Annotated in this window: 16 protein-coding genes and 1 pseudogene; 8 read left to right on the top strand and 9 right to left on the bottom strand. The window is 73.9% G+C overall.

The features are described 5' to 3' along the window. Positions 1 to 76 precede the first annotated feature (76 nt). Positions 77 to 351 (top strand): annotated as a pseudogene (locus tag AC5WRT_RS28125) (hypothetical protein); the annotation flags it as partial. 238 nt (positions 352 to 589) lie between these two features. Continuing rightward, the gene (locus AC5WRT_RS28120; protein ID WP_496100729.1) at positions 590 to 2,302 is read left to right on the top strand and encodes an LCP family protein; all 1,713 of its coding nucleotides are present in this window, start codon (positions 590 to 592) and stop codon (positions 2,300 to 2,302) included. 25 nt (positions 2,303 to 2,327) lie between these two features. Here AC5WRT_RS28120 and AC5WRT_RS28115 read toward each other — a convergent pair whose 3' ends face one another. The 4 genes from AC5WRT_RS28115 to AC5WRT_RS28100 form a co-directional block, all read right to left on the bottom strand. Next, on the bottom strand, positions 2,328 to 2,561 hold the full coding sequence (locus AC5WRT_RS28115) for a hypothetical protein (RefSeq protein ID WP_496097000.1): 234 nt from the start codon (positions 2,559 to 2,561) through the stop codon (positions 2,328 to 2,330). Positions 2,562 to 2,644: 83 nt separating this feature from the next. Beyond that, positions 2,645 to 3,514 (bottom strand): class II glutamine amidotransferase, encoded by an 870-nt coding sequence (locus AC5WRT_RS28110; protein WP_496097001.1) that lies wholly within the window; start codon positions 3,512 to 3,514, stop codon positions 2,645 to 2,647. A 152-nt stretch (positions 3,515 to 3,666) separates the two neighbouring features. Next, entirely contained in the window at positions 3,667 to 4,581 is a 915-nt protein-coding gene (locus tag AC5WRT_RS28105) for a TIGR01777 family oxidoreductase (protein WP_496100728.1), read from the bottom strand. A gap of 87 nt (positions 4,582 to 4,668) precedes the next feature. Then, a complete protein-coding gene (locus tag AC5WRT_RS28100) occupies positions 4,669 to 5,613 on the bottom strand; it encodes a TIGR01777 family oxidoreductase (protein WP_496100727.1) in 945 nt (314 codons plus the stop codon). 93 nt (positions 5,614 to 5,706) lie between these two features. On the opposite strand from AC5WRT_RS28100, the gene AC5WRT_RS28095 reads away from it, so the two are divergent. Both AC5WRT_RS28095 and AC5WRT_RS28090 read left to right on the top strand, forming a co-directional pair. After that, a complete protein-coding gene (locus AC5WRT_RS28095) occupies positions 5,707 to 6,555 on the top strand; it encodes a class I SAM-dependent methyltransferase (RefSeq protein WP_496097004.1) in 849 nt (282 codons plus the stop codon). A gap of 213 nt (positions 6,556 to 6,768) precedes the next feature. After that, positions 6,769 to 7,569 (top strand): class I SAM-dependent methyltransferase, encoded by an 801-nt coding sequence (locus AC5WRT_RS28090; protein ID WP_496097005.1) that lies wholly within the window; start codon positions 6,769 to 6,771, stop codon positions 7,567 to 7,569. Here AC5WRT_RS28090 and AC5WRT_RS28085 read toward each other — a convergent pair. Continuing rightward, positions 7,542 to 8,708 (bottom strand): PucR family transcriptional regulator, encoded by a 1,167-nt coding sequence (locus AC5WRT_RS28085; protein ID WP_496097006.1) that lies wholly within the window; start codon positions 8,706 to 8,708, stop codon positions 7,542 to 7,544. The two genes, AC5WRT_RS28090 and AC5WRT_RS28085, sit on opposite strands and share 28 nt — an antisense overlap. A 159-nt stretch (positions 8,709 to 8,867) precedes the next feature. On the opposite strand from AC5WRT_RS28085, the gene AC5WRT_RS28080 reads away from it, so the two are divergent. Beyond that, positions 8,868 to 10,355, top strand: coding sequence for a long-chain-fatty-acid--CoA ligase (locus AC5WRT_RS28080; protein WP_496100726.1), 1,488 nt, complete (start codon positions 8,868 to 8,870; stop codon positions 10,353 to 10,355). A 523-nt stretch (positions 10,356 to 10,878) separates the two neighbouring features. On the opposite strand, the gene AC5WRT_RS28075 is transcribed toward AC5WRT_RS28080, so the two are convergent. Beyond that, positions 10,879 to 12,213, bottom strand: coding sequence for a hypothetical protein (locus tag AC5WRT_RS28075; RefSeq protein WP_496097008.1), 1,335 nt, complete (start codon positions 12,211 to 12,213; stop codon positions 10,879 to 10,881). A gap of 113 nt (positions 12,214 to 12,326) precedes the next feature. On the opposite strand from AC5WRT_RS28075, the gene AC5WRT_RS28070 reads away from it, so the two are divergent. After that, positions 12,327 to 13,562, top strand: a complete 1,236-nt coding sequence (locus AC5WRT_RS28070; RefSeq protein WP_496100725.1) for a molybdopterin-dependent oxidoreductase — start codon at positions 12,327 to 12,329, stop codon at positions 13,560 to 13,562. A 313-nt stretch (positions 13,563 to 13,875) separates the two neighbouring features. Here AC5WRT_RS28070 and AC5WRT_RS28065 read toward each other — a convergent pair whose 3' ends face one another. The 3 genes from AC5WRT_RS28065 to AC5WRT_RS28055 are packed head-to-tail and all read right to left on the bottom strand — an operon-like array spanning position 13,876 to position 15,934. Next, positions 13,876 to 14,631, bottom strand: coding sequence for a class I SAM-dependent methyltransferase (locus AC5WRT_RS28065; RefSeq protein WP_496097010.1), 756 nt, complete (start codon positions 14,629 to 14,631; stop codon positions 13,876 to 13,878). Beyond that, positions 14,628 to 15,245 carry a TIGR04282 family arsenosugar biosynthesis glycosyltransferase gene (locus tag AC5WRT_RS28060; RefSeq protein WP_496100724.1) on the bottom strand — a complete coding sequence of 206 codons (618 nt, stop codon included), beginning with the start codon at positions 15,243 to 15,245 and terminating at the stop codon, positions 14,628 to 14,630. The genes AC5WRT_RS28065 and AC5WRT_RS28060 overlap by 4 nt, the downstream gene beginning before the upstream one ends. After that, positions 15,242 to 15,934, bottom strand: a complete 693-nt coding sequence (locus AC5WRT_RS28055) for a glycosyltransferase family 2 protein (RefSeq protein ID WP_496097012.1) — start codon at positions 15,932 to 15,934, stop codon at positions 15,242 to 15,244. Before AC5WRT_RS28055 ends, AC5WRT_RS28060 begins: the two co-directional genes overlap by 4 nt. A 111-nt stretch (positions 15,935 to 16,045) precedes the next feature. On the opposite strand from AC5WRT_RS28055, the gene AC5WRT_RS28050 reads away from it, so the two are divergent. Both AC5WRT_RS28050 and AC5WRT_RS28045 read left to right on the top strand, forming a co-directional pair. Then, the gene (locus tag AC5WRT_RS28050) at positions 16,046 to 16,813 is read left to right on the top strand and encodes a response regulator transcription factor (protein WP_496097013.1); all 768 of its coding nucleotides are present in this window, start codon (positions 16,046 to 16,048) and stop codon (positions 16,811 to 16,813) included. Between the two features lie 2 nt (positions 16,814 to 16,815). Beyond that, the gene (locus tag AC5WRT_RS28045) at positions 16,816 to 17,928 is read left to right on the top strand and encodes a sensor histidine kinase (protein ID WP_496097014.1); all 1,113 of its coding nucleotides are present in this window, start codon (positions 16,816 to 16,818) and stop codon (positions 17,926 to 17,928) included. The last annotated feature ends 9 nt before the right edge of the window (positions 17,929 to 17,937 follow it).

Below are 17,937 nucleotides of genomic sequence, written 5' to 3'. Positions count from 1 at the left end.
CGGGTCCGGCGACGGCGCCCGGGCCGTCCCGCCGGACCCCGGGCACCGCGGTCGGACGCCTGCGGTGGGCGGGCGCGTGGGCGCCGCCGGCGAGGGCGGGAAGGAGCGGGCTGTGCCGGGCCCGCACTTCTTTGCCGCGCGGCTGCATCCGATACGAGCCCTGTCGCGGGGCGAGAGTGAGGGCACGCGTCTCGCGGCCGGGTGGGCGGAGCGCTGCCCGCGGTCAGCCGGCGCCTGGCCGAGTCCAAGCCCGCCGGACTCGTCCGCTCGCGCCGCGAGGGCCGGCGGGGAGTCCGCCACCTCGACGACCCGGGCGTCGTGACGCTGGTCCGGGTGATGGTCGGCCACCTTGTCCGCGCGCTCCCTTTCTGTGGCGAGCATCACACAGCCATACAACGCACTTATCTAGGGCGCGTACACTCCGGCTGCCATACCGTGCGGTCCGCACGGCGGTTCCGTGAGGTGCCTCGCTTGTGAATCGTGTGTGTATTTGTGCAGTTCGGGCCGCAGGTTTGTTAGATTGCGCAACCATGCAAGCAAAGGCGGAGCCGCGGGCTTCGCCCCGCCCGACCGTTCAGGGGAGTGGGAAATGAGCGACCCGTGGGACGGGCCCGCCGGGCAGGCCACGCGCAGCCGTAGTAGCGCGCGGGTGCCGGGACAGCGAGCCACCGAGCCCGACGGGGCGCGCCGGCCGGGCGGCCGGGCGGCGGCCCGAGAGGCTGCCCGCGCGCGCGGCGGCGGCAGGCGGGGGCGCCGGGCCCGTCCGGTGGGCCGTGGCAGGAAGGTCCTGAAGTTCCTCGGGATGGGCCTGTCGGTCGTCATCGTGGTCACAGCCGGTGCGGGCTGGTGGTTCTACGAGCACCTGAACGGCAACATCCACAGCGTCTCGCTCGACGGCAAGGGCGGCACCGAGAAGGCCGACGCCTTCGGCCGCACCCCGATCAACATCCTGGTGATGGGCTCGGACGGCCGCACCAGCGCGGCCGACTGCAAGCTCGGCGGCGGCTGCTCGAAGACCGGGGTGCAGACCGGCAGCAACGCGGACGTGGAGATGGTGGTGCACATATCGGCGGACCGCTCCAACGCGACGGTGATGAGCATCCCCCGCGACACCATGACCCAGGTCCCGGCCTGCAAGAGCAGCGAGTCCGGCCAGTCCACGGCCGGCTACTACGGTCAGATCAACAGCGCCCTGCAGTACGGCCCCGCCTGCCAGGTGGCCACCGTCCACCAGCTCACCGGCATCCCCATCGACCACTTCGTCAAGCTGGACTTCTCCGGTGTCGTGAAGATGTCCGACGCGATCGGCGGTGTCTCCGTCTGCGTCAGCGACGACGTGTACGACACCTACTCCCACCTGAAGCTGTCCAAGGGCACCCACACGCTCAAGGGCGAGGGCGCGCTGGAGTTCGTGCGCTCCCGGCACGGCTTCGGCGACGGCAGCGACCTCGGCCGCACGATCTCGCAGCACATCTTCCTCAGCGCCATGATCCGCAAGTTCAAGAGCGCGGGCACGCTCACCGACCCCACCGCGGTCTACGGGCTGGCCGACGCCGCCACCAAGGCGCTGACCGTGGACGACGGCCTGGGCAGCGTGAACAAGCTGATCTCGCTCGCTGCGGACGTGAACAAGGTGCCCACGAAGCGGATGACGTTCACCACGATGCAGACGGCCCCCGACCCGAACAACAAGGACCGGGTGGTGGTGGGCCCGGGGGCCAAGACCCTGTTCGCCACCATCGTCAACGACCAGTCGCTGACCACGGACTCGGGCAAGAAGTCCACGGCGGCCTCGGCGACCACGAAGGCCACCGCCCCGGCCGTGCCCGCGTCGCAGATCGCCGTCACCGTCGAGAACGGCACCGCGGTCACCGGCCGTGCCTCGGCCGTCGCGGCCGCACTCACCGACCAGGGCTTCAGCTCCGGCACCACCACGGCCAACGCGCCGAGCCCGGCGACGAGCACCACCCTCACCTATGGCACGGATCAGAAGGCGCAGGCCACGACGGTCGCCAAGGCGCTCGGACTGCCCTCCTCGCATCTGAAGCAGGGCACGGGCAGCGGTCTCACCCTGGTCATCGGCAGCGACTGGCCCAGCGGCACCGGCTACCCGGGCGGCAGCTCCTCGCCCGCGCCGGCCGACACCAATGCGGCCGTGGGCGGCGCCCACGCCTCGACCGCCGACCAGGCCAAGACGTGCGCCAAGGTCAGCCCGTACAAGACGGTCAGCATCAACGGCATCGCCATGACGCCGTCCCAGGCCTACGCGGCGGCGCGCGGCAAGCCCGACTCCGACGCCTGACCGGCGGCGGCGCCCGCCACGCCGGTCAGGGGCTGGCGATGTCGAAGCCGTACCGCAGGGGCTCGCTGGTCACGCTGTAGTCGCGCCGGTACAGATGGACCGCCTCGACGCGTACGCCGCCGGGCGGTGCCGCCTCGATCGGGCAGGGATACGTCACCTGGATCACGCGCGGCCGGCCGGAGACCTTCATCCGCAGCCCGTCCGCCGGCCCTCCCTCGAGCACAGCGGTTTCCCAACCCGTCACTTCGGTAGTCTCCACGGCGGAGAGTTTAAGGGTTGCGCAAGTTTCGGGCTCGTGAGCCGGGTCACGGGGCCCAGGCCGCACGCGGTCCGTGCGAGTCCCTACACGGGCAGCTGGGAGGCGGCCGCGGCGGGGTGCAGGTCGGACAGGGCGAGGGGGTGGGCCGGGGCATCGGGCAGGGCGATGCGGGTGGTCACGCGCAGGTCGGGGCCGACGTGCAGCAGTTCGCCCGACGCGAGGAGCCGCCAGCCGGCGTTCTCGTCCAGGCACTCGCTCGCCACGACGACCGAGGGACGGCCGGCCAGGTGCGCCGAACGCACTCGCAGATGACCGTCCCGGCCTGCGTGGTCCAGCTGTCGTGTCCCATGGTGGCCGCCGGCCGGGCGCCGCAGCGCGTACAGCTCGTGGGTGGCGGGATAACGCAGCGCCCACAGCTCCCGGGTGCTGACGAGGACGACGTTGAGGGCGTAGAGGGGCAGGTTCCCGGCGACCCAGCGTGCCGCGGCCACGAGGCCGGCGGACACGTCCCCGCCGTGCGCCGCGGTCTCCCGCGTGACCAGGGCGAAGAACCGCTCGGAGTCGGTGTCCCCGTGCACCAGGGCGCGGTCCTCGCCCAGATGGCGGTCCAGTTCGTCCAGCCCCTCGATCACACCGTTGTGCGCGAACAGCCGCCCGTGCTGCTCGAAGGGATGCGTGTTCCGCATGTCCAGCCCCCCGGTGGACGCGTACCGGAGATGCGCGAGGAAGGTGGCCGACTCCACCTCCCGGGCCTCCCGGGCGAAGGCGCGGTCCTCGTAGGCGGCGATCGGCGCCTTGTGCACCTCCGGGGTGCCGTCCGCCGCGAAGAACCCGAGGCCGGTGCCGTCGGGTTCGCGGTGACTCTGCGCGCTGAGGCTGTCGGGCGCGTCCAGCAGCCAGAACGTGGCGTGCGTGCGGAGCGGGGAGCTGGTCAGCCCGAACAGTCGGCACACGGCGTTCTCCTCGTCACCCGTCTTGCGCCGGGCCCCGTCGCCGGAGCCCCGCCCGGGCGACCATGGTCCCGCGCGCCGGACGTTCGCGCACGCGCTGCCACGGCCGGAGTCCGGTCTCGCGTGCGGCTTCCTCGGCTCCCGTCGGGACCGCGTCAACCGGCCGGTCGCAGCACGGAGTCGAGCGCGCTGTCGATCGTCGGGTGGGCGAAGGCGAAGCCCGCTCTCTGCAAGGCCGCCGGCACGACGCGCGCGCTGCAGGTGACGCTCTCGGCGAATCCGCCGAGAGCCGCGCGCAGGGCGAAGGCGGGCACGGCGGCGAGGGCGGGCCGGCGCAGGGCACGGCTCAGGGCCAGGGTCACCTCGCGGTTCGTGACGGGCTCGGGCGCCGTGAAGTTGGCCGGCCCGGAGAGTTCCTCGACGTCGAGCGCGAAGCGGAGCGCCGCGATGTGGTCCGTCAGCGAGATGAACGGCCAGTACTGGTCGCCCGAGCCGAGCCGACCGCCCAGACCGAGGCGGAAGAGGGGGAAGAGCCGGCCGAAGGCACCGCCCTCGGCGGAGACGACGAGGCCGGTGCGCGGGTGCACCACCCGGATGCCGGCCTGCCGGGCAGGGTCGGCGGCCGCCTCCCAGGCGACGCAGACGGCGGACAGGAAGTCGTGGCCGGCCGGCTCGCTCTCGTCCACGACGCGTTCGCCGGTGTCGCCGTAGTAGCCGGTCGCGGACGCGGAGACCAGGACACGCGGCGGGTCGTCGCACGCGGCGCAGGCCCGCGCGACCGTGTTGGTGCCGCGCACCCGGCTGTCGCGGATCTCCCGCTTGTAGGCGGCCGTCCACCGCTTGTCTCCGACTCCGGCGCCGGCGAGATGGACCACCGCGTCGACGCCGTCCAACGCACCGGGCTCGACCCGGCCCGCGATCGGATCCCAGAGGGCGCTTGTACTGCCGTCACGCGGAGCGGCGGCGGAGCGGCCACGGACCAGGCGCACCACCTGGTGGCCGTCCGCGAGGAGGGAACGGGCGAGGGCGGAGCCGATGAGTCCGGTGGATCCCGTGATCGCGACGCGCATGGCGTCCTCCAGAGCAGTGCGGGCTTCAACTGCGAACCGTGTCGCACGATACCCGCTTGCTTGTAAGTTCAAGTAAAGGCGCCCGGGTCACCGGGACGTCTTCACCCGGCGAACGAGGTCCACGGCGGCCGGTCCCCATGAGGGGTACGCGAAGTCGAACCCGGCCGCGCGGAGCCGGCCCGGGACCACCCGGCGGCTCTTGAACAGCAGCTCCGTGTCCGAGCGCAGCGCGAACGCCCCCAGCTCCGCCATCCACCGGGTCGCCGGCAGGCCCACGGGAACGCCCCGCGCCGCGCGCAGCGCCCGCATGAACTCCCGCTGCGGGAGCGGGCCGGGGGAGGCGAGGTTGACCGGACCGTCGATGTCCTTCCGGTCGATCAGGAACTCCACCGCCCGTACGAAGTCGGTGTCGTGGATCCAGGAGACGTACTGCGCCCCGCCCGCGACGGGCCCGCCCAGGCCGAGCCGTACCAGCCCCAGCAGGACGTCGAAGACGCCGCCCCGATCCGGGCTCATCACCATCGCGGTGCGCAGGGCCACCTTCCGTGTCGCCGGCGTCGGCGCCGTTGCCTGGGCCTCTTCCCAGTTCCTGGCGAGGTCGACGCTGAAGCCCCAGTAGCCGGGAACGTCGGCCTCGAAGCCGCCGATCACGCCGGTCTCCTCGTCGTTCGCCGCGTCGAAGCGATGGGCGTAGATCGTCGCCGTGCTCATCTGCAGCCAGACCCGCGGCGGGCGTGCGGCGGCGGCGATCGCCTGCCCGACCACGCGCGCCGACTCCACCCGCGAATCCATCATGGCGCGCAGGTTCTCGGGGGTGTAGCGGCAGGAGACGCTGGCGCCGGCCAGGTTGACGACGACGTCGCTGCCGTCGATCACACCGGCCCAGCGGCCGAGCGTGGCGCCGTCCCAGCCGACCTGCCGTTCACCGGTCGGATGCCGGGTGAGGACGGTCACCTCATGGCCCGCTGCCGTCAGCGCGCGGTCGAGAATCGTGCCGACCTGTCCCGTGCCTCCGGGCAGAATCACCTTCATCGGGCCCCCTGGGTCCGGTGCACCCAGAGTACCCCCGCTTTTGAACGTGTTCAAAAGCGGGGGGCGGGGCGGAGCGAGAGGACGGGAACCGCGATGGACCGGTGGGAGTGGGACGAGACCCTCTTCGAAGGGGCGGCCACCTACTACGAGCAGGGCCGGCTGCCGTACGCACCGGGGCTGGTGGCGCTCTTGGGCGAAGTACTGGCGGCCGACGGACGAGGACGGCTCCTCGATGTGGGCTGCGGGCCGGGGACCGTCGCCGTCCCGCTGGCGCCGCTGTTCCGTGAGAGCGTCGGCGTCGACCCGGACGCCGGAATGATCGCCGCGGCCGCGAGCCGGGCCGCCGCCGCGGGGCTGGCCGGCCGGACGCGCTGGGTGCGGATGCGCGCCGAGGAACTCCCGGCGGACCTGGGCCGGTTCGACGTGGCGGTCTTCGCCCAGTCCTTCCACTGGATGGACCGGGAACGGGTGGCCGGGACCGTGCGGGGCATGCTGCGTCCCGGCGGGGCGCTGGTTCATGTGTCCGACCTGAAGACGGAGACCCGGACGGTCGAGGGGCTGCCCTACCCCGCCGCGCCGTACGAGGCCATCGAGCACCTGGTCAAGCGCTACCTCGGGCCGGTCCGCCGCGCAGGGCGGGGCCTGCTCCCGCGGGGCACGCCCGGTGACGAGGCCGAGCTCCTGTCCGGTGCCGGTTTCCTCGGACCCGAGCGTCATGTGGTCCCCGGTGGACGGGCGCTGCGGCGCACGGTGGACGACGTGGTCGCCTGGACCTTCTCGATGTCCTTCTCGGCCCCTCACCTGTTCGGTCCCCGCCTCGAGGCCTTCGAGGCGGACCTGCGCCGCCTGCTCACCCGTGCCTCGGCACAGGGTCTGTTCTCCGAACGCGTCCCCAGCACCGAGGTGTTCGTCTGGCGGCGACCGGCAGCAGGACGGACGTAGGCACGCCGTCGCCCCGGTGCGCCTGGCGATGTCACCCGCCGCCGCACCGGCGGGGCGAACGCGGGCGGCGGCGAGGCCGTCGGAAAGGTGTGCGGCATGCTGTGCGGGCAGCCGCGGCAGAGGAACCGCCCTGCGGCGTCGACGGCGCAGGGGGCGGCGGGTCCGGCGGTAATTCACTGGACAACTCGCCCGTCGGCGGCGAGCGTTGTGACCATGGAGCAGGAGGGGATCTGGGACGCCGCCGCGGCCCAGCGGTACGACACGCCCGGCACCGGCATGTTCGCGCCCGAGGTTCTGACGCCCACGGTGACCCGCCTCGCCGGGCTGGCGGAGGGCGGAGCGGCACTGGAGTTCGCGATCGGAACCGGCCGGGTCGCGGTCCCGCTCGCCGAGCGGGGCGTTCCCGTCACCGGCATCGAGCTGTCCGGGCCGATGGTGGAGCACCTGCGGGCCAAGGCCGACGAAGGCACGATCCCCGTGGTCATGGGCGACATGGCGACGACTCGCGCCCCGGGGGCGTACAGCCTGGTGTACCTCGTCTACAACACGATCTCCAATCTCCTCACGCAGGCCGAGCAGGTCGAGTGCTTCCGCAACGCCGCCCGCCATCTCGTACCAGGCGGCCGGTTCGTGATCGAACTGTGGGTGCCCGAGCTGCGCACGCTGCCCCCGGGCATGGAGGCCACCGTGTGGCGCGCCGACGCCGGGTACGTCGGGCTGGACACCTACGACATCCTCCGCCAGCGGGTCGTGTCGCACCACTTCCACTTCGACGGCGCCGGCGGCACCCACAAGGCCCGGCTGTACCGCAGCCCGCATCGCTACATCTGGCCGTCCGAACTCGACCTCATGGCCCAACTGGCCGGATTCGAGCTGGAGTCCAGGCATGCCGACTGGTCCGGCGCCGAGTTCACCGCCGAGTCGCGTTCGCATGTGTCCGTGTACCGGCTGCCGCAGGCCCAGCCGAGGACCGAGGCCGGCGAAGCTCAGGAGGGCAGCAACCGCAGTGCGTAGAGCGCGGCGCCCAGGTCGGCGACGGCCACCGGGTCCGTGAGCGGGCGGCCGGTCAGCTCCTCGACGCGGCGCAGCCGGTAGCGGACGGTGTTGGGGTGGACGAAGAGCCGTTCCGCGGCGCCGGCCGCCGCACCGCCCGCGGCGAACCAGTGCGCGAGGGTCTGCAGCAGCCGCGCCCGCTCCGCCTCCGGCAGGCCCAGGAGCGGGCCGAGCGCGACCGCGACCAGCCGGCTCGCCTCCGCCGGGGCCGCGGCCACCAGCATCGCCAGCGGGCTGTCGTCGAACCGGGTCACCCCCGGCCCCTCACCCGGCGGGCCCGCCAGGGCCAGCCGGGCGAACCGCAGCGCCTGCGGGGTGTCCCGCAGCGAGTCGAAACGGGGACTGACGCCCACCCGGGCACCTCGGCGGCGCAGCGCCCGCAGCGTCACCGTCTCCGCGTCCCGGTGCCCCAGCGACACCAGCCCGATCTGCTGGTCCGGCAGCAGTCGCCACACCGAGGGCACCCCGGAGCGGCGCAGCGCCGCCTCGATCCCGGGAAGCGGCTCCTGGCCCGGATCCGGCACCGACGCGGCCACGACGGCGTACGGGCCGCGCTCCGGCAGGCCGAGCTGACCCGCCGCCTCCCACGGTGTCGTACGGTCCGCGAGGGCGCCCGTGAACAGCGCCTCGGCCAGAGCCGAGCGGCGGGCCTCGCGCTGCAGCGCGAGCTCCGCGCTGGCCTCGCGGTACGCGGCGGCGACTGCTTCCGCGTACCGGCCGAACAGCGCCCAGATCTCCGAGGAGCCGGCCACCAGCTCGGCGTCCGTCACCTCCGGGTGCCTGTGCGCCTCGTCGACCATCTCCGACCACAGCAGCTCGAAACCGACCCGGTAGGCGTGCAGTGTGTCCGCGAGCGGCACGCCCTGCTCGGCCCGCAGCCGTCCGGTGCGCCGCGCCGCTCCGACGCCCGGGTCGGCGCCGTAGGCGAAATGTCCCAGGAGCTGATCGGCGTTTCCCTCGCACGACTCCCTGAGCGACGCGAAGGCGATGAGCGAGTCGTCCGCGTACGACGCGACCTCCGCACGGATGCGCCCGACCATCCGCTCACCCAGCTCCGGAAGGCGCCCACGCAGCGCCGCGCCCACGTTCGACAGACCCATACGCCCAGCTTACGGCCATCCGTTTGTTCCCAGGAACAACTTCGGCGGGGGCGAACTGTCGGCGTCACCATGGACGGCCCTGAAGGCGCACGCGACCATGCCGGGAGCGTTCGCGGCGGGACCCGTGAGCGCGGCGGAGCATGCGTGCGAGGAGGCATCATGGCCAATCTGGCGGAATTCCTGGTGGACACGGCGCGACGGCTGCCACGGCGCCCGGCGCTGCGGCTCGGGTCGGCGACCATCGGCTACGCCGAACTGGACCGGCTGAGCGCCCAGGCCGCCGCGCTGCTGCGCGCCGAGGGCCTGCGCACCGGCGACCGGGTCGCGCTGATGCTCCCGAACGTGCCCGAGTTCGTCGTCCTGTACTACGCCGTGCTGCGCGCCGGCGGCATCGTGGTGCCGATGAACCCGCTGCTGAAGGAGCGCGAGACCGAGTACCACCTGCGGGACTCCGGCGCCGTGCTGCTCTTCGAGTGGCACCTGGCACCCGGTGAGGGCGCCGCGGGCGCGGCCGCCGCCGGGGTGCGGCACCTGACGATCGAGCCGGCCGCCTTCGCCGCCGAAATGAGCCGGCTGGAACCGGACTTCGGGGTGACGGCCGCCGCCGGCGACGACATCGCCGTGCTGCTCTACACCTCGGGCACCACCGGCCGGCCCAAGGGCGCCGCGCTCACCCACGCCGGGCTCCGCCACAACACCGAGGTCAACGTCACCGAGGTGCAGCGGCTGACCTGCGACGACGTGATCGTCGGCTGCCTGCCGCTGTTCCACATCTTCGGGCAGACCTGCACCATGAACGTCGCCGTCCGCAGCGGTGCTTCCCTCACCCTCGTCCCCCGCTTCGACCCGCAGACCGTGTTCGACGCCATCGCCCGGGACCGGGCGACCGTCTTCGAGGGCGTCCCCACCATGTACGCGGCGCTGCTCCAGCACCCGGGCGCCACCGCGGCCGACGTGTCCAGCCTGCGCATGTGCGTCTCCGGCGGCGCGTCCCTGCCGGTGGAGATCCTGCACGGCTTCGAGCGGCGCTTCGGCTGCATGGTGCTGGAGGGCTTCGGCATGTCCGAGACCAGCCCCGTAGTCTCCTTCAACCACCCCGACCGCCCGCGCAAGCCCGGCTCCATCGGCACCCCCGTCCGCGACGTCGAGGTGCGGCTGCTCGACGACACCGGCCGGGACGTCGCCCCGGGTGAGGTCGGCGAACTGGCGGTGCGCGGACCCAATGTGATGAAGGAGTACTGGCAGCGCCCCGACGAGACGGCCACCGCCATCCCCGACGGCTGGCTGCGTACCGGCGACCTGGCCCGTCAGGACGAGGACGGCTACCTGTACATCGTGGACCGCAAGAAGGACCTCATCATCCGCGGTGGTTACAACGTCTATCCGCGCGAGATCGAGGAGGTGCTGCACGAGCACCCCGCCGTCGCGCTCGCCGCGGTACTCGGCGTGCCCGACGAGCGGCTCGGCGAGGAGGTGGCCGCCGCGGTCGTCCTGCGCCCTGGAGCCCGGGCGGACGCCGGGGAACTGCAGAAGTTCGTCCGGGACCGGGTCGCCGCCTACAAGTACCCGCGCCGACTCTGGCTGACGGACGCGCTGCCGATGGGCCCGAGCGGCAAGATTCTCAAGCGGGAGATCGCCGCACCCTGAGACCGGTTCGCCCCGCAGAGGTTCGACGTCCAGAACGTCATCGGCCGCCGGCGGCAGCCGCACGAGGCGGCACCTCGCGCACCGTGGCGGGACGACGCGGGACCGGAGCGAGGCAGCCTTCGCCGGGGGGAGCGGGACGTACGGCGGGCCGACCGGATCCGTGCGCTTCTCGCCGCTGCGGCGGTGCCGGGGCCCGAGGAACCGCCCTCGGCCGCGGGATCTGCTCGAGCGGCGCCGCACCGGGCCCGCGCCACCGGGGTCGTCGCGGCTCGCCGAGCCTGGTCGGGCGCTCCCCGCGCACCGGCCCCGCCCCGCTCCGGGACGCCGTCGTCGGGCCCGTGCTCGACACCCTGTGGGACGACCTCGGCGGTCTCCGGGACGGCGCCGCGCCGCCCCCCACGTGGTGCTGCCCCCGTGCCGACAGCAGGCTGCGCCCGTCCTGGGTCCGCACCGGCGTCCGGCAACGCCGGGGACGGACGGCGGTCACGGGGCGTCACTCCCGCCGCCGGCCCGGCCGGGAGGCTCACCAGCCCGTCAGCAGCAGGTGGTTGAGGAGCAGGGCCAGGACCGCCTGCGCGGTCAGCCAGGGGCGGGGGCGGGGGAGGAGGGCGCAGGCGGGGAGGAGCCAGAGGGCGAAGGGCAGCCAGATGCGCTCCGTCTCCGCCTTGCTCATGCCGGACAGGTCGGCGATGAGCAGGGCGAGCAGCGCGGCGGTGACCAGGACGGCGAGACGTGTCTCCGGAAGGCGTCGGGGGCCGGACCCGGAAAGCAGGGCCGTGGCCGTCCGGCGCAGGCCCGCCGCCGTGGCCGGGCCGGTGATCACGGCGGCGCAGGCGAGGTTGGCCCAGACCCAGTAACCGTAGGGGCGGGTGCCGCCGACGCCCTGGTAGTAGCGCGTGACGAGGAGGTGGTACGCGTGCCACCAGTCGAAGCCGGCCAGCGTGAACACCACGGGAAACACGGCCAGCCCGGCGAGCAGGGACAGGACGAGGGCGGGGCGTTCCCGCAGTCCGCCGCGCGCGCCTACGACGATCACCGCGCCGATCAGCGCGAACAGCGTGAGGCCGTAGGAGAGGTAGCAGGTCAGCCCGAAGAGCAGTCCCGATGCCGCCGCAGCCGCGTGGGACCGCCGGGTCAGGGCGAGGGCGAGCAGCGCCAGGGACCAGGCGGCGACGGCTGCGAAGTAGCCGTCGGCGGAGGTGCCCTGCCACACCGCGGCCGGGGCCAGCACCAGGAACGGCGCGGCACGGCGCGCGAGCGCCTCGTCGGCCAGCGCGCGCAGCGCGATCAGTACGGCCACACACCCCGTCGCACCGACGGTGATGCACCACATCCCGGCCCAGCCGCCGCCCCGCAGTCCGATCCGGTCCAGCAGGACGAAGGTGAGCGTCGCGGCCGGCGGATGGCCGGCGACATGGGCCGGCCAGGGGGCGGGGGTGCCGCTGACGATGTGGCGCGTGAAGTCCCGCAGCGTGGCCGGGATGTCGTGGAAGCGGCCGATGACCCGGAGGTATTCGTTGCGGGTGGTCAGCCGGCCCGCGACGCCCTGCTGCCAGCCGTCGACCAGGGCGAGGGACAGAATCCACGCCAGGGCGCTCGCCCAGGCCGCTGCGAGCAGCCCCCGCCAGGGAAGCCGGGCCGCGACGGCAGGGCCGCACGCGACAGTGAGCGCCGCCACCGTCAGGGCCGCCGGGGTGCCGGGGCCGAGGTGCGGGTCCCAGTCGGCGAACAGCGGCGGCCAGTGCACGAACAGGGTGTGGCGGGTGTCCTGGACGTGTCGGCCGACCAGGACGGCCGCCGTCACGAGGAGGGCGGCGGCACACGCGGCGTACAGGTCACGGCGGAGAGATCGGGTCACACCGGCACGCTAGGCCGGGGGAGAGGCACGCGGCCGCCGTGCGGGCCGGACGTCAGCGTTTCGTCACCGGTCGCGGACCCTTGTCCACGCGGTTCGCGGCCTACGGTCGGGACATGCGCGATCATCACCGGCTTCCCACTTCCCCAGGCTTTTGGCGCAGCCCGCTGCGCGGCCCCTGGCTCACCTCGGTGCTCGGCCTCGTCCTGCTCGCCGGCATCACCGTGCTGTTCGTGACCGGCCTCGTGTCGTACGCCGCGTACAACCCGGGCCTGTCCCGGGTGAACGACCAGACACCGGACAAGGGCGTCCTGGGCTTCTACCTCTTCGCCTGGCCCACCGACCCCGTGTGGCTGTACCGGCTCACCCAGGGCGTCCACGTGACGCTCGGCATCACCCTGATCCCCGTCCTGCTGGCCAAGCTGTGGTCGGTGGTGCCGAGGCTCTTCACCCTGCCGCCGGCCCGCTCCCTCACCCACGCCCTGGAGCGGCTCTCCCTGGTGCTGCTGGTCGGGGGAGGACTGTTCGAGTTCACCACCGGAGTCCTCAACGTCCAGCTGGACTACGTCTTTCCCGGCTCCTTCTACCCGCTGCACTTCTACGGCGCCTGGGTGTTCTTCGCCGCGTTCCTGGCCCACGCGGCGCTCAAGACACCGGCGGCGGTGCGCACCGTACGCGGCAGGCGACGGCAGGAGGACAGCGACCTGGTCGCCCCGCGCCCGGCGGCGCCCACCGTCTCCCGGCGCGGCGCGCTGGGGCTGGTCGGCGGTGGCTCCCTGCTGCTGCTCCTGACCACGGTCGGGCAGAGCCTGGGCGGACCGTTCCGCCGTACGGCCCTGCTCGCGCCGCACGGCACGGCCGATCCCGGCGGCGGCCCGAACGGCTTCCAGATCAACAAGACCGCCGCCTACGCCGGCATCACGACGGCCGACACGCACCACGACGCCTGGCGGCTCGTCGTCACCGGCCGCACCGGAACCGTCCGGCTCGACCGCGACCAGTTGCTCCGACTGCCGCAGCACAGCGCGTCGTTGCCCATCGCCTGCGTGGAGGGCTGGTCCACCGCCGACCAGTGGTGGCGCGGGGTGAGGCTGCGCGACCTCGCGGCGCTCGTCGGCTACGACGGCGATCCGCCGGACGTCCTGGTGGAGTCCCTGCAACGGCACGGCGCCTTCCGCCGCGCGGCCCTGCGCGCCAACCAGGTGGCCGACGGACGCTCCCTGCTCGCCCTGTTCGTCAACGGTGAGGAACTGTCCCTCGACCACGGCCACCCGGCCCGGATCGTCGTCCCGGCGGCACCCGGTGTGCTCAACACCAAATGGGTGGCCCGGCTGACCTTCGGAGACCTGTGATGCAGCGCCGCGTACGCCTCGGCAGTCCCTTCTCGCTGCTGCTGCTCGCCTGCTCGTTCGCGCTCGCCGCGTACGCCGGCGTCCGGCTGTTCGCCGGTGACTGGTTCGGGGTCGCGCTGTGGATCGTGGGCGCCGCCCTGCTGCACGACCTCGTGCTGCTGCCGCTGTACACGGTGGCCGACCGGGCCGTCGTCGGCGGCCTCGGTGCGGCCGGGCGACGGGGCTGGACGTCGTACGTGCGCGTCCCCGCGATGCTGTCCGGGCTGCTCCTGCTCGTCTGGTTCCCGCTGATCAGCGGCATGGTGGACCGGCGCTACCGGTCGGCGACGGGCCTGTCCCCGGACGGCTTCCTCACCCGCTGGCTGCTGATCACCGCCGTGCTCTTCGGCGGCTCGGCGTTGTTGCTCGGGTGGCGCGTGCGCAGGGCGGCGAAGCACCGGCCGCCCGCGGACCACTGAGCGACCGCACGCCACCCGGCCCTGTGCGTGTACCGCAGCAGGGCCGGGGTGCCCAGGCGCGCCCAGGGGAACGGGGCACCGTCGGCCCGGGCGCCGACGACCGTGTCGACCACCTGCACCCGGGCGCGTTCGTCGACGTCTTCCGGCACCGTCTCGGCGATCAGCAGGCCGCCCGGGCGCAGCAGCGCGGCCGTCCGCTCCAGCAGGGCGGACGGCTCCCCGCCGATGCCGATGTTGCCGTCCATCAGCAGCACGGTGTCCCAGCGGCCCTCGCCGGGCAGCGGCTCGAACACCGAGCGCCGCAGGGCCTGTCCGCCGAGCCGGACGGTGTGGTCCACGGCGGCCTCGCTGACGTCGATGCCGAGCACGGTACGGCCCCGGGCGGCGAGTTCCGCCACCAGTCGGCCCGGCCCGCAGCCGACGTCCAGGACGGCGCCCTCGCAGCGGTCGAGCACCGCCCGGTCCACGGCGTCCGCGCGGGCGCACCAGCGTTCCACCTCCAGCGGCAGCAGCCAGCCGTCGGTACGACGCAGGAACAGCGGGCCGCGGCCGCTGCGCAGCGCGGCGGAGTAGGGGTCGGCGGCCGCCCAGGCGACGGTGGCGCCCCTCATCGCGGACCGACCGGTGCACGGCCGGCGAGCTGGGCCGCGAACCGGCCGTGCGGGGCCAGTGCGGCGACGGCGCGGGCGTCGTCGGCGGTGTCGACGTCCCGCAGCCGGGGCAGCTCCCGCACCCGCAGCCCGGCGGCCAGCAGCCGCCCCCGCTGCACGGCCCCGGTCACCGGCGTCGACATGGGCACGCCCCGCAGCAGCGCCGGGTCGGGGCGGGCCAGCCCCAGTCCCCAGAAGCCGCCGTCCTCGGCCGGGCCGAAGTACGCGTCGCAGGTCGCGAAGTCGACGGTGAGCAGCTCGGGCGTCACCTGGGGGGTGTCCATGCCGATGAGAAGCGCCGGGCCGGTGCAGTGCGCGAAGGCGTCCGCCAGGCGTTCGTCCAGCCCGCCCGCGCACTGCGGCAGTACCTCGAAGCCGGGAGGCAGCCACGGCCCCGGCGTGCCGTCGAGGACGAGCACACGCCGGGTCGCGGGGGCCGCCGCCACCGCGTGCAGGGTGTCCACGAGCGCCGCCAGGGCGAGCCGTGCCGCCTGCCGCGGGGTGAACGGAGGGGTGAGCCGGGTCTTGACCCGCCCCGGCAGCGGTTCCTTGGCGATGACGAGCAGCGTGGTCACCGTACGAGCCCCCCGTCGGCCGGGGTCTCCGCCAGCACGCGGCTCATGTCCCGCACGGCCTGCCAGGTGCCGCGCCAGGTGCCCGTGACCTTGGAGGCGCCGGTGCGCGGCCGGTAGGGCACGTCGTGTTCGGTGACGCGCCAGCCGGCGTCGGCCGCGCGGACGACCATCTGCAACGGATAGCCGCTGCGCCGGTCGGTGAGACCGAGCGCGAGCAGTGGCTCACGGCGGGCGGCGCGCAACGGGCCCAGGTCGTGCAGGCGCAGACCGGTACGGCGGCGCAGCATCCGGGCGAGGGCGAGGTTGCCCGCGCGGGCGTGCGGGGGCCAGGCGCCCCGGCCCTCGGGCCGCCGCCGGCCGAGGACGAGGTCGGCCGCGCCCTCCCGGATCTCCTGCACGAAGGGCACGAGCAGCGCGGGGTCGAGGGAGGCGTCGCAGTCGCAGAAGCACACGATGTCGCCGGTGGCCGCGGTCAGTCCGGCGTGGCAGGCGGCGCCGAAGCCGCGGCGCGGCTCGTGCACCACCGTCGCGCCGAGTGCGCGGGCGATGTGGGGCGAGCCGTCGGTGGAACCGTTGTCGACGACGAGGGCGCGCCAACCGGCCGGGATCCGGCCGAGCACCCAGGGCAGGGCCTCGGCCTCGTCCAGGCAGGGCAGCACCACGTCGACGTCCGCAGAAGTGGTCGTCACGGTTTCACCCTACGAACGCCGATCGGGCAAATCGGACTCATGGTCCTTACGAAACACGGACGCCCGGCCCTCGGCACCACGGCGGTGGGCGCGCGGTGCGAGGCTGGAGGCATGCACTTCCCGTACGAGTCCCGAGGGACCGACGTCGACGGCGCGACGGCCCGGATCCTGGTCGTGGACGACGATCCGACCGTCGCCGAGGTCGTCACCGGATATCTGCACCGCGCCGGGTATGTGGTCGACCGCGCCGACGACGGCCCGACCGCTCTCACCCGTGCCGCCGCGCACCGGCCCGACCTCGTGGTGCTCGACCTGATGCTGCCCGGTATGGACGGCCTCGAGGTGTGCCGGCGGATGCGGGACGGCGGGCCGGTGCCGGTCATCATGCTCACCGCTCGCGGCGACGAGGACGACCGCATCCTCGGCCTGGAGGTCGGCGCCGACGACTACGTCACCAAACCCTTCAGCCCGCGCGAACTGGTCCTGCGCGTGGAGTCGGTGCTGCGCCGCAGCCGGCCGGCCGTCACCGGGCACCGGCTGGCCGCGGCCGGGCTCCGCGTCGACCCCGACGCCCGCCGGGCCACCAAGAACGGCCAGGAACTCGCGCTCACCCTGCGGGAGTTCGACCTGCTCGCCTTCTTCCTGCGGCACCCGGGCCGCGCCTTGAGCCGCGAGGACCTGATGCGCGAGGTGTGGGGCTGGGACTTCGGTGACCTGTCCACCGTCACCGTGCATGTCCGGCGGCTGCGCGGCAAGGTGGAGGACGACCCGGCCCGGCCCCGGCTGATCCAGACGGTGTGGGGCGTGGGCTACCGCTTCGAGCCGGGCGGCGGATCCGGCTCCGAGCCCGGCTCCGGTCCCGGCGAGGCGGTGCACTGACCATGCGCGACACCCTCCTCATCGTCCTGTACGCCTTCGCCGGCGCCGCGGCAGCGGGCGCCGGCGGAGCGTGCGTCCTGCGTCTGCTCCGGCGCCGCTCGCTCACCGCCTCCATCGCCGTGGTCGCGGCCGTCGGCGTCGTCGCCATGCTGGCGGGCACGCTCGCCGTCGCCTGGGCCATGTTCCTGTCCTCGCACGACCTGAGCGTGGTCACGACCGTCGTGGCCATGGCGGCCGTGGTCTCGCTGGCCACCGCACTGCTCCTGGGGCGCTGGGTGGCCGCCCGCAGCCGCGAACTGGCCGACGCGGCCCGCTCGTTCGGTGATGCCGGTGCCTTCGCCGCCCCGCACGGGCCGGCCACCGCCGAACTGGACGCCCTCAGCCGCGAGCTGGCGGCCACCAGCGCGCGGCTCGCCGAGTCCCGGGAGCGGGAGCGGGCCTTGGAGAAGTCCCGGCGCGAGCTGGTCGCCTGGATCTCGCACGACCTGCGCACCCCGCTGGCCGGACTGCGCGCCATGTCCGAGGCGCTGGAGGACGGCGTGGCCGCCGACCCCGGCCGCTACCTCAAGCAGATCCGCACCGAGGTCGAACGGCTCAACGACATGGTCGGCGACCTCTTCGAACTCTCCCGCATCCACGCGGGCACCCTCCCGCTCAGCCCCTCCCGGATCTCCCTGTACGACCTGGTCGGCGACGCACTCGCGGGCGCCGACCCGCTCGCCCGGGAGCACGGCGTACGTCTCGTGGGCGACCGCGTGGAACCCGTGCCGGTCGAGGTGGACGGCAAGGAGATGACCCGGGTGCTCGGCAATCTCCTGGTCAACGCCATCCGCCGGACTCCTCCCGACGGAACGGTCGCGATCGCCGCCCAGCGCACCCCCGACGGGGTGGTCCTGTCCGTCACCGACGGCTGCGGCGGCATCCCCGAGGAGGACCTGCCGCGCGTCTTCGACACCGGCTGGCGAGGCACCGACGCCCGAACCCCTCCGGCGGGCGCGGGCCTCGGCCTGGCCATCGTGCGGGGCATCGTGGAAGCCCACCAGGGCCGGGCCACCGTCCACAACATCCCCGGCGGCTGCCGCTTCGAGGTGACCCTGCCTGTTCCGGCGTCCTGACCCCCGGTG

Source organism: Streptomyces sp. NTD91, from assembly GCF_059510455.1.
This window is presented reverse-complemented; position numbering and strand designations above follow the sequence as displayed.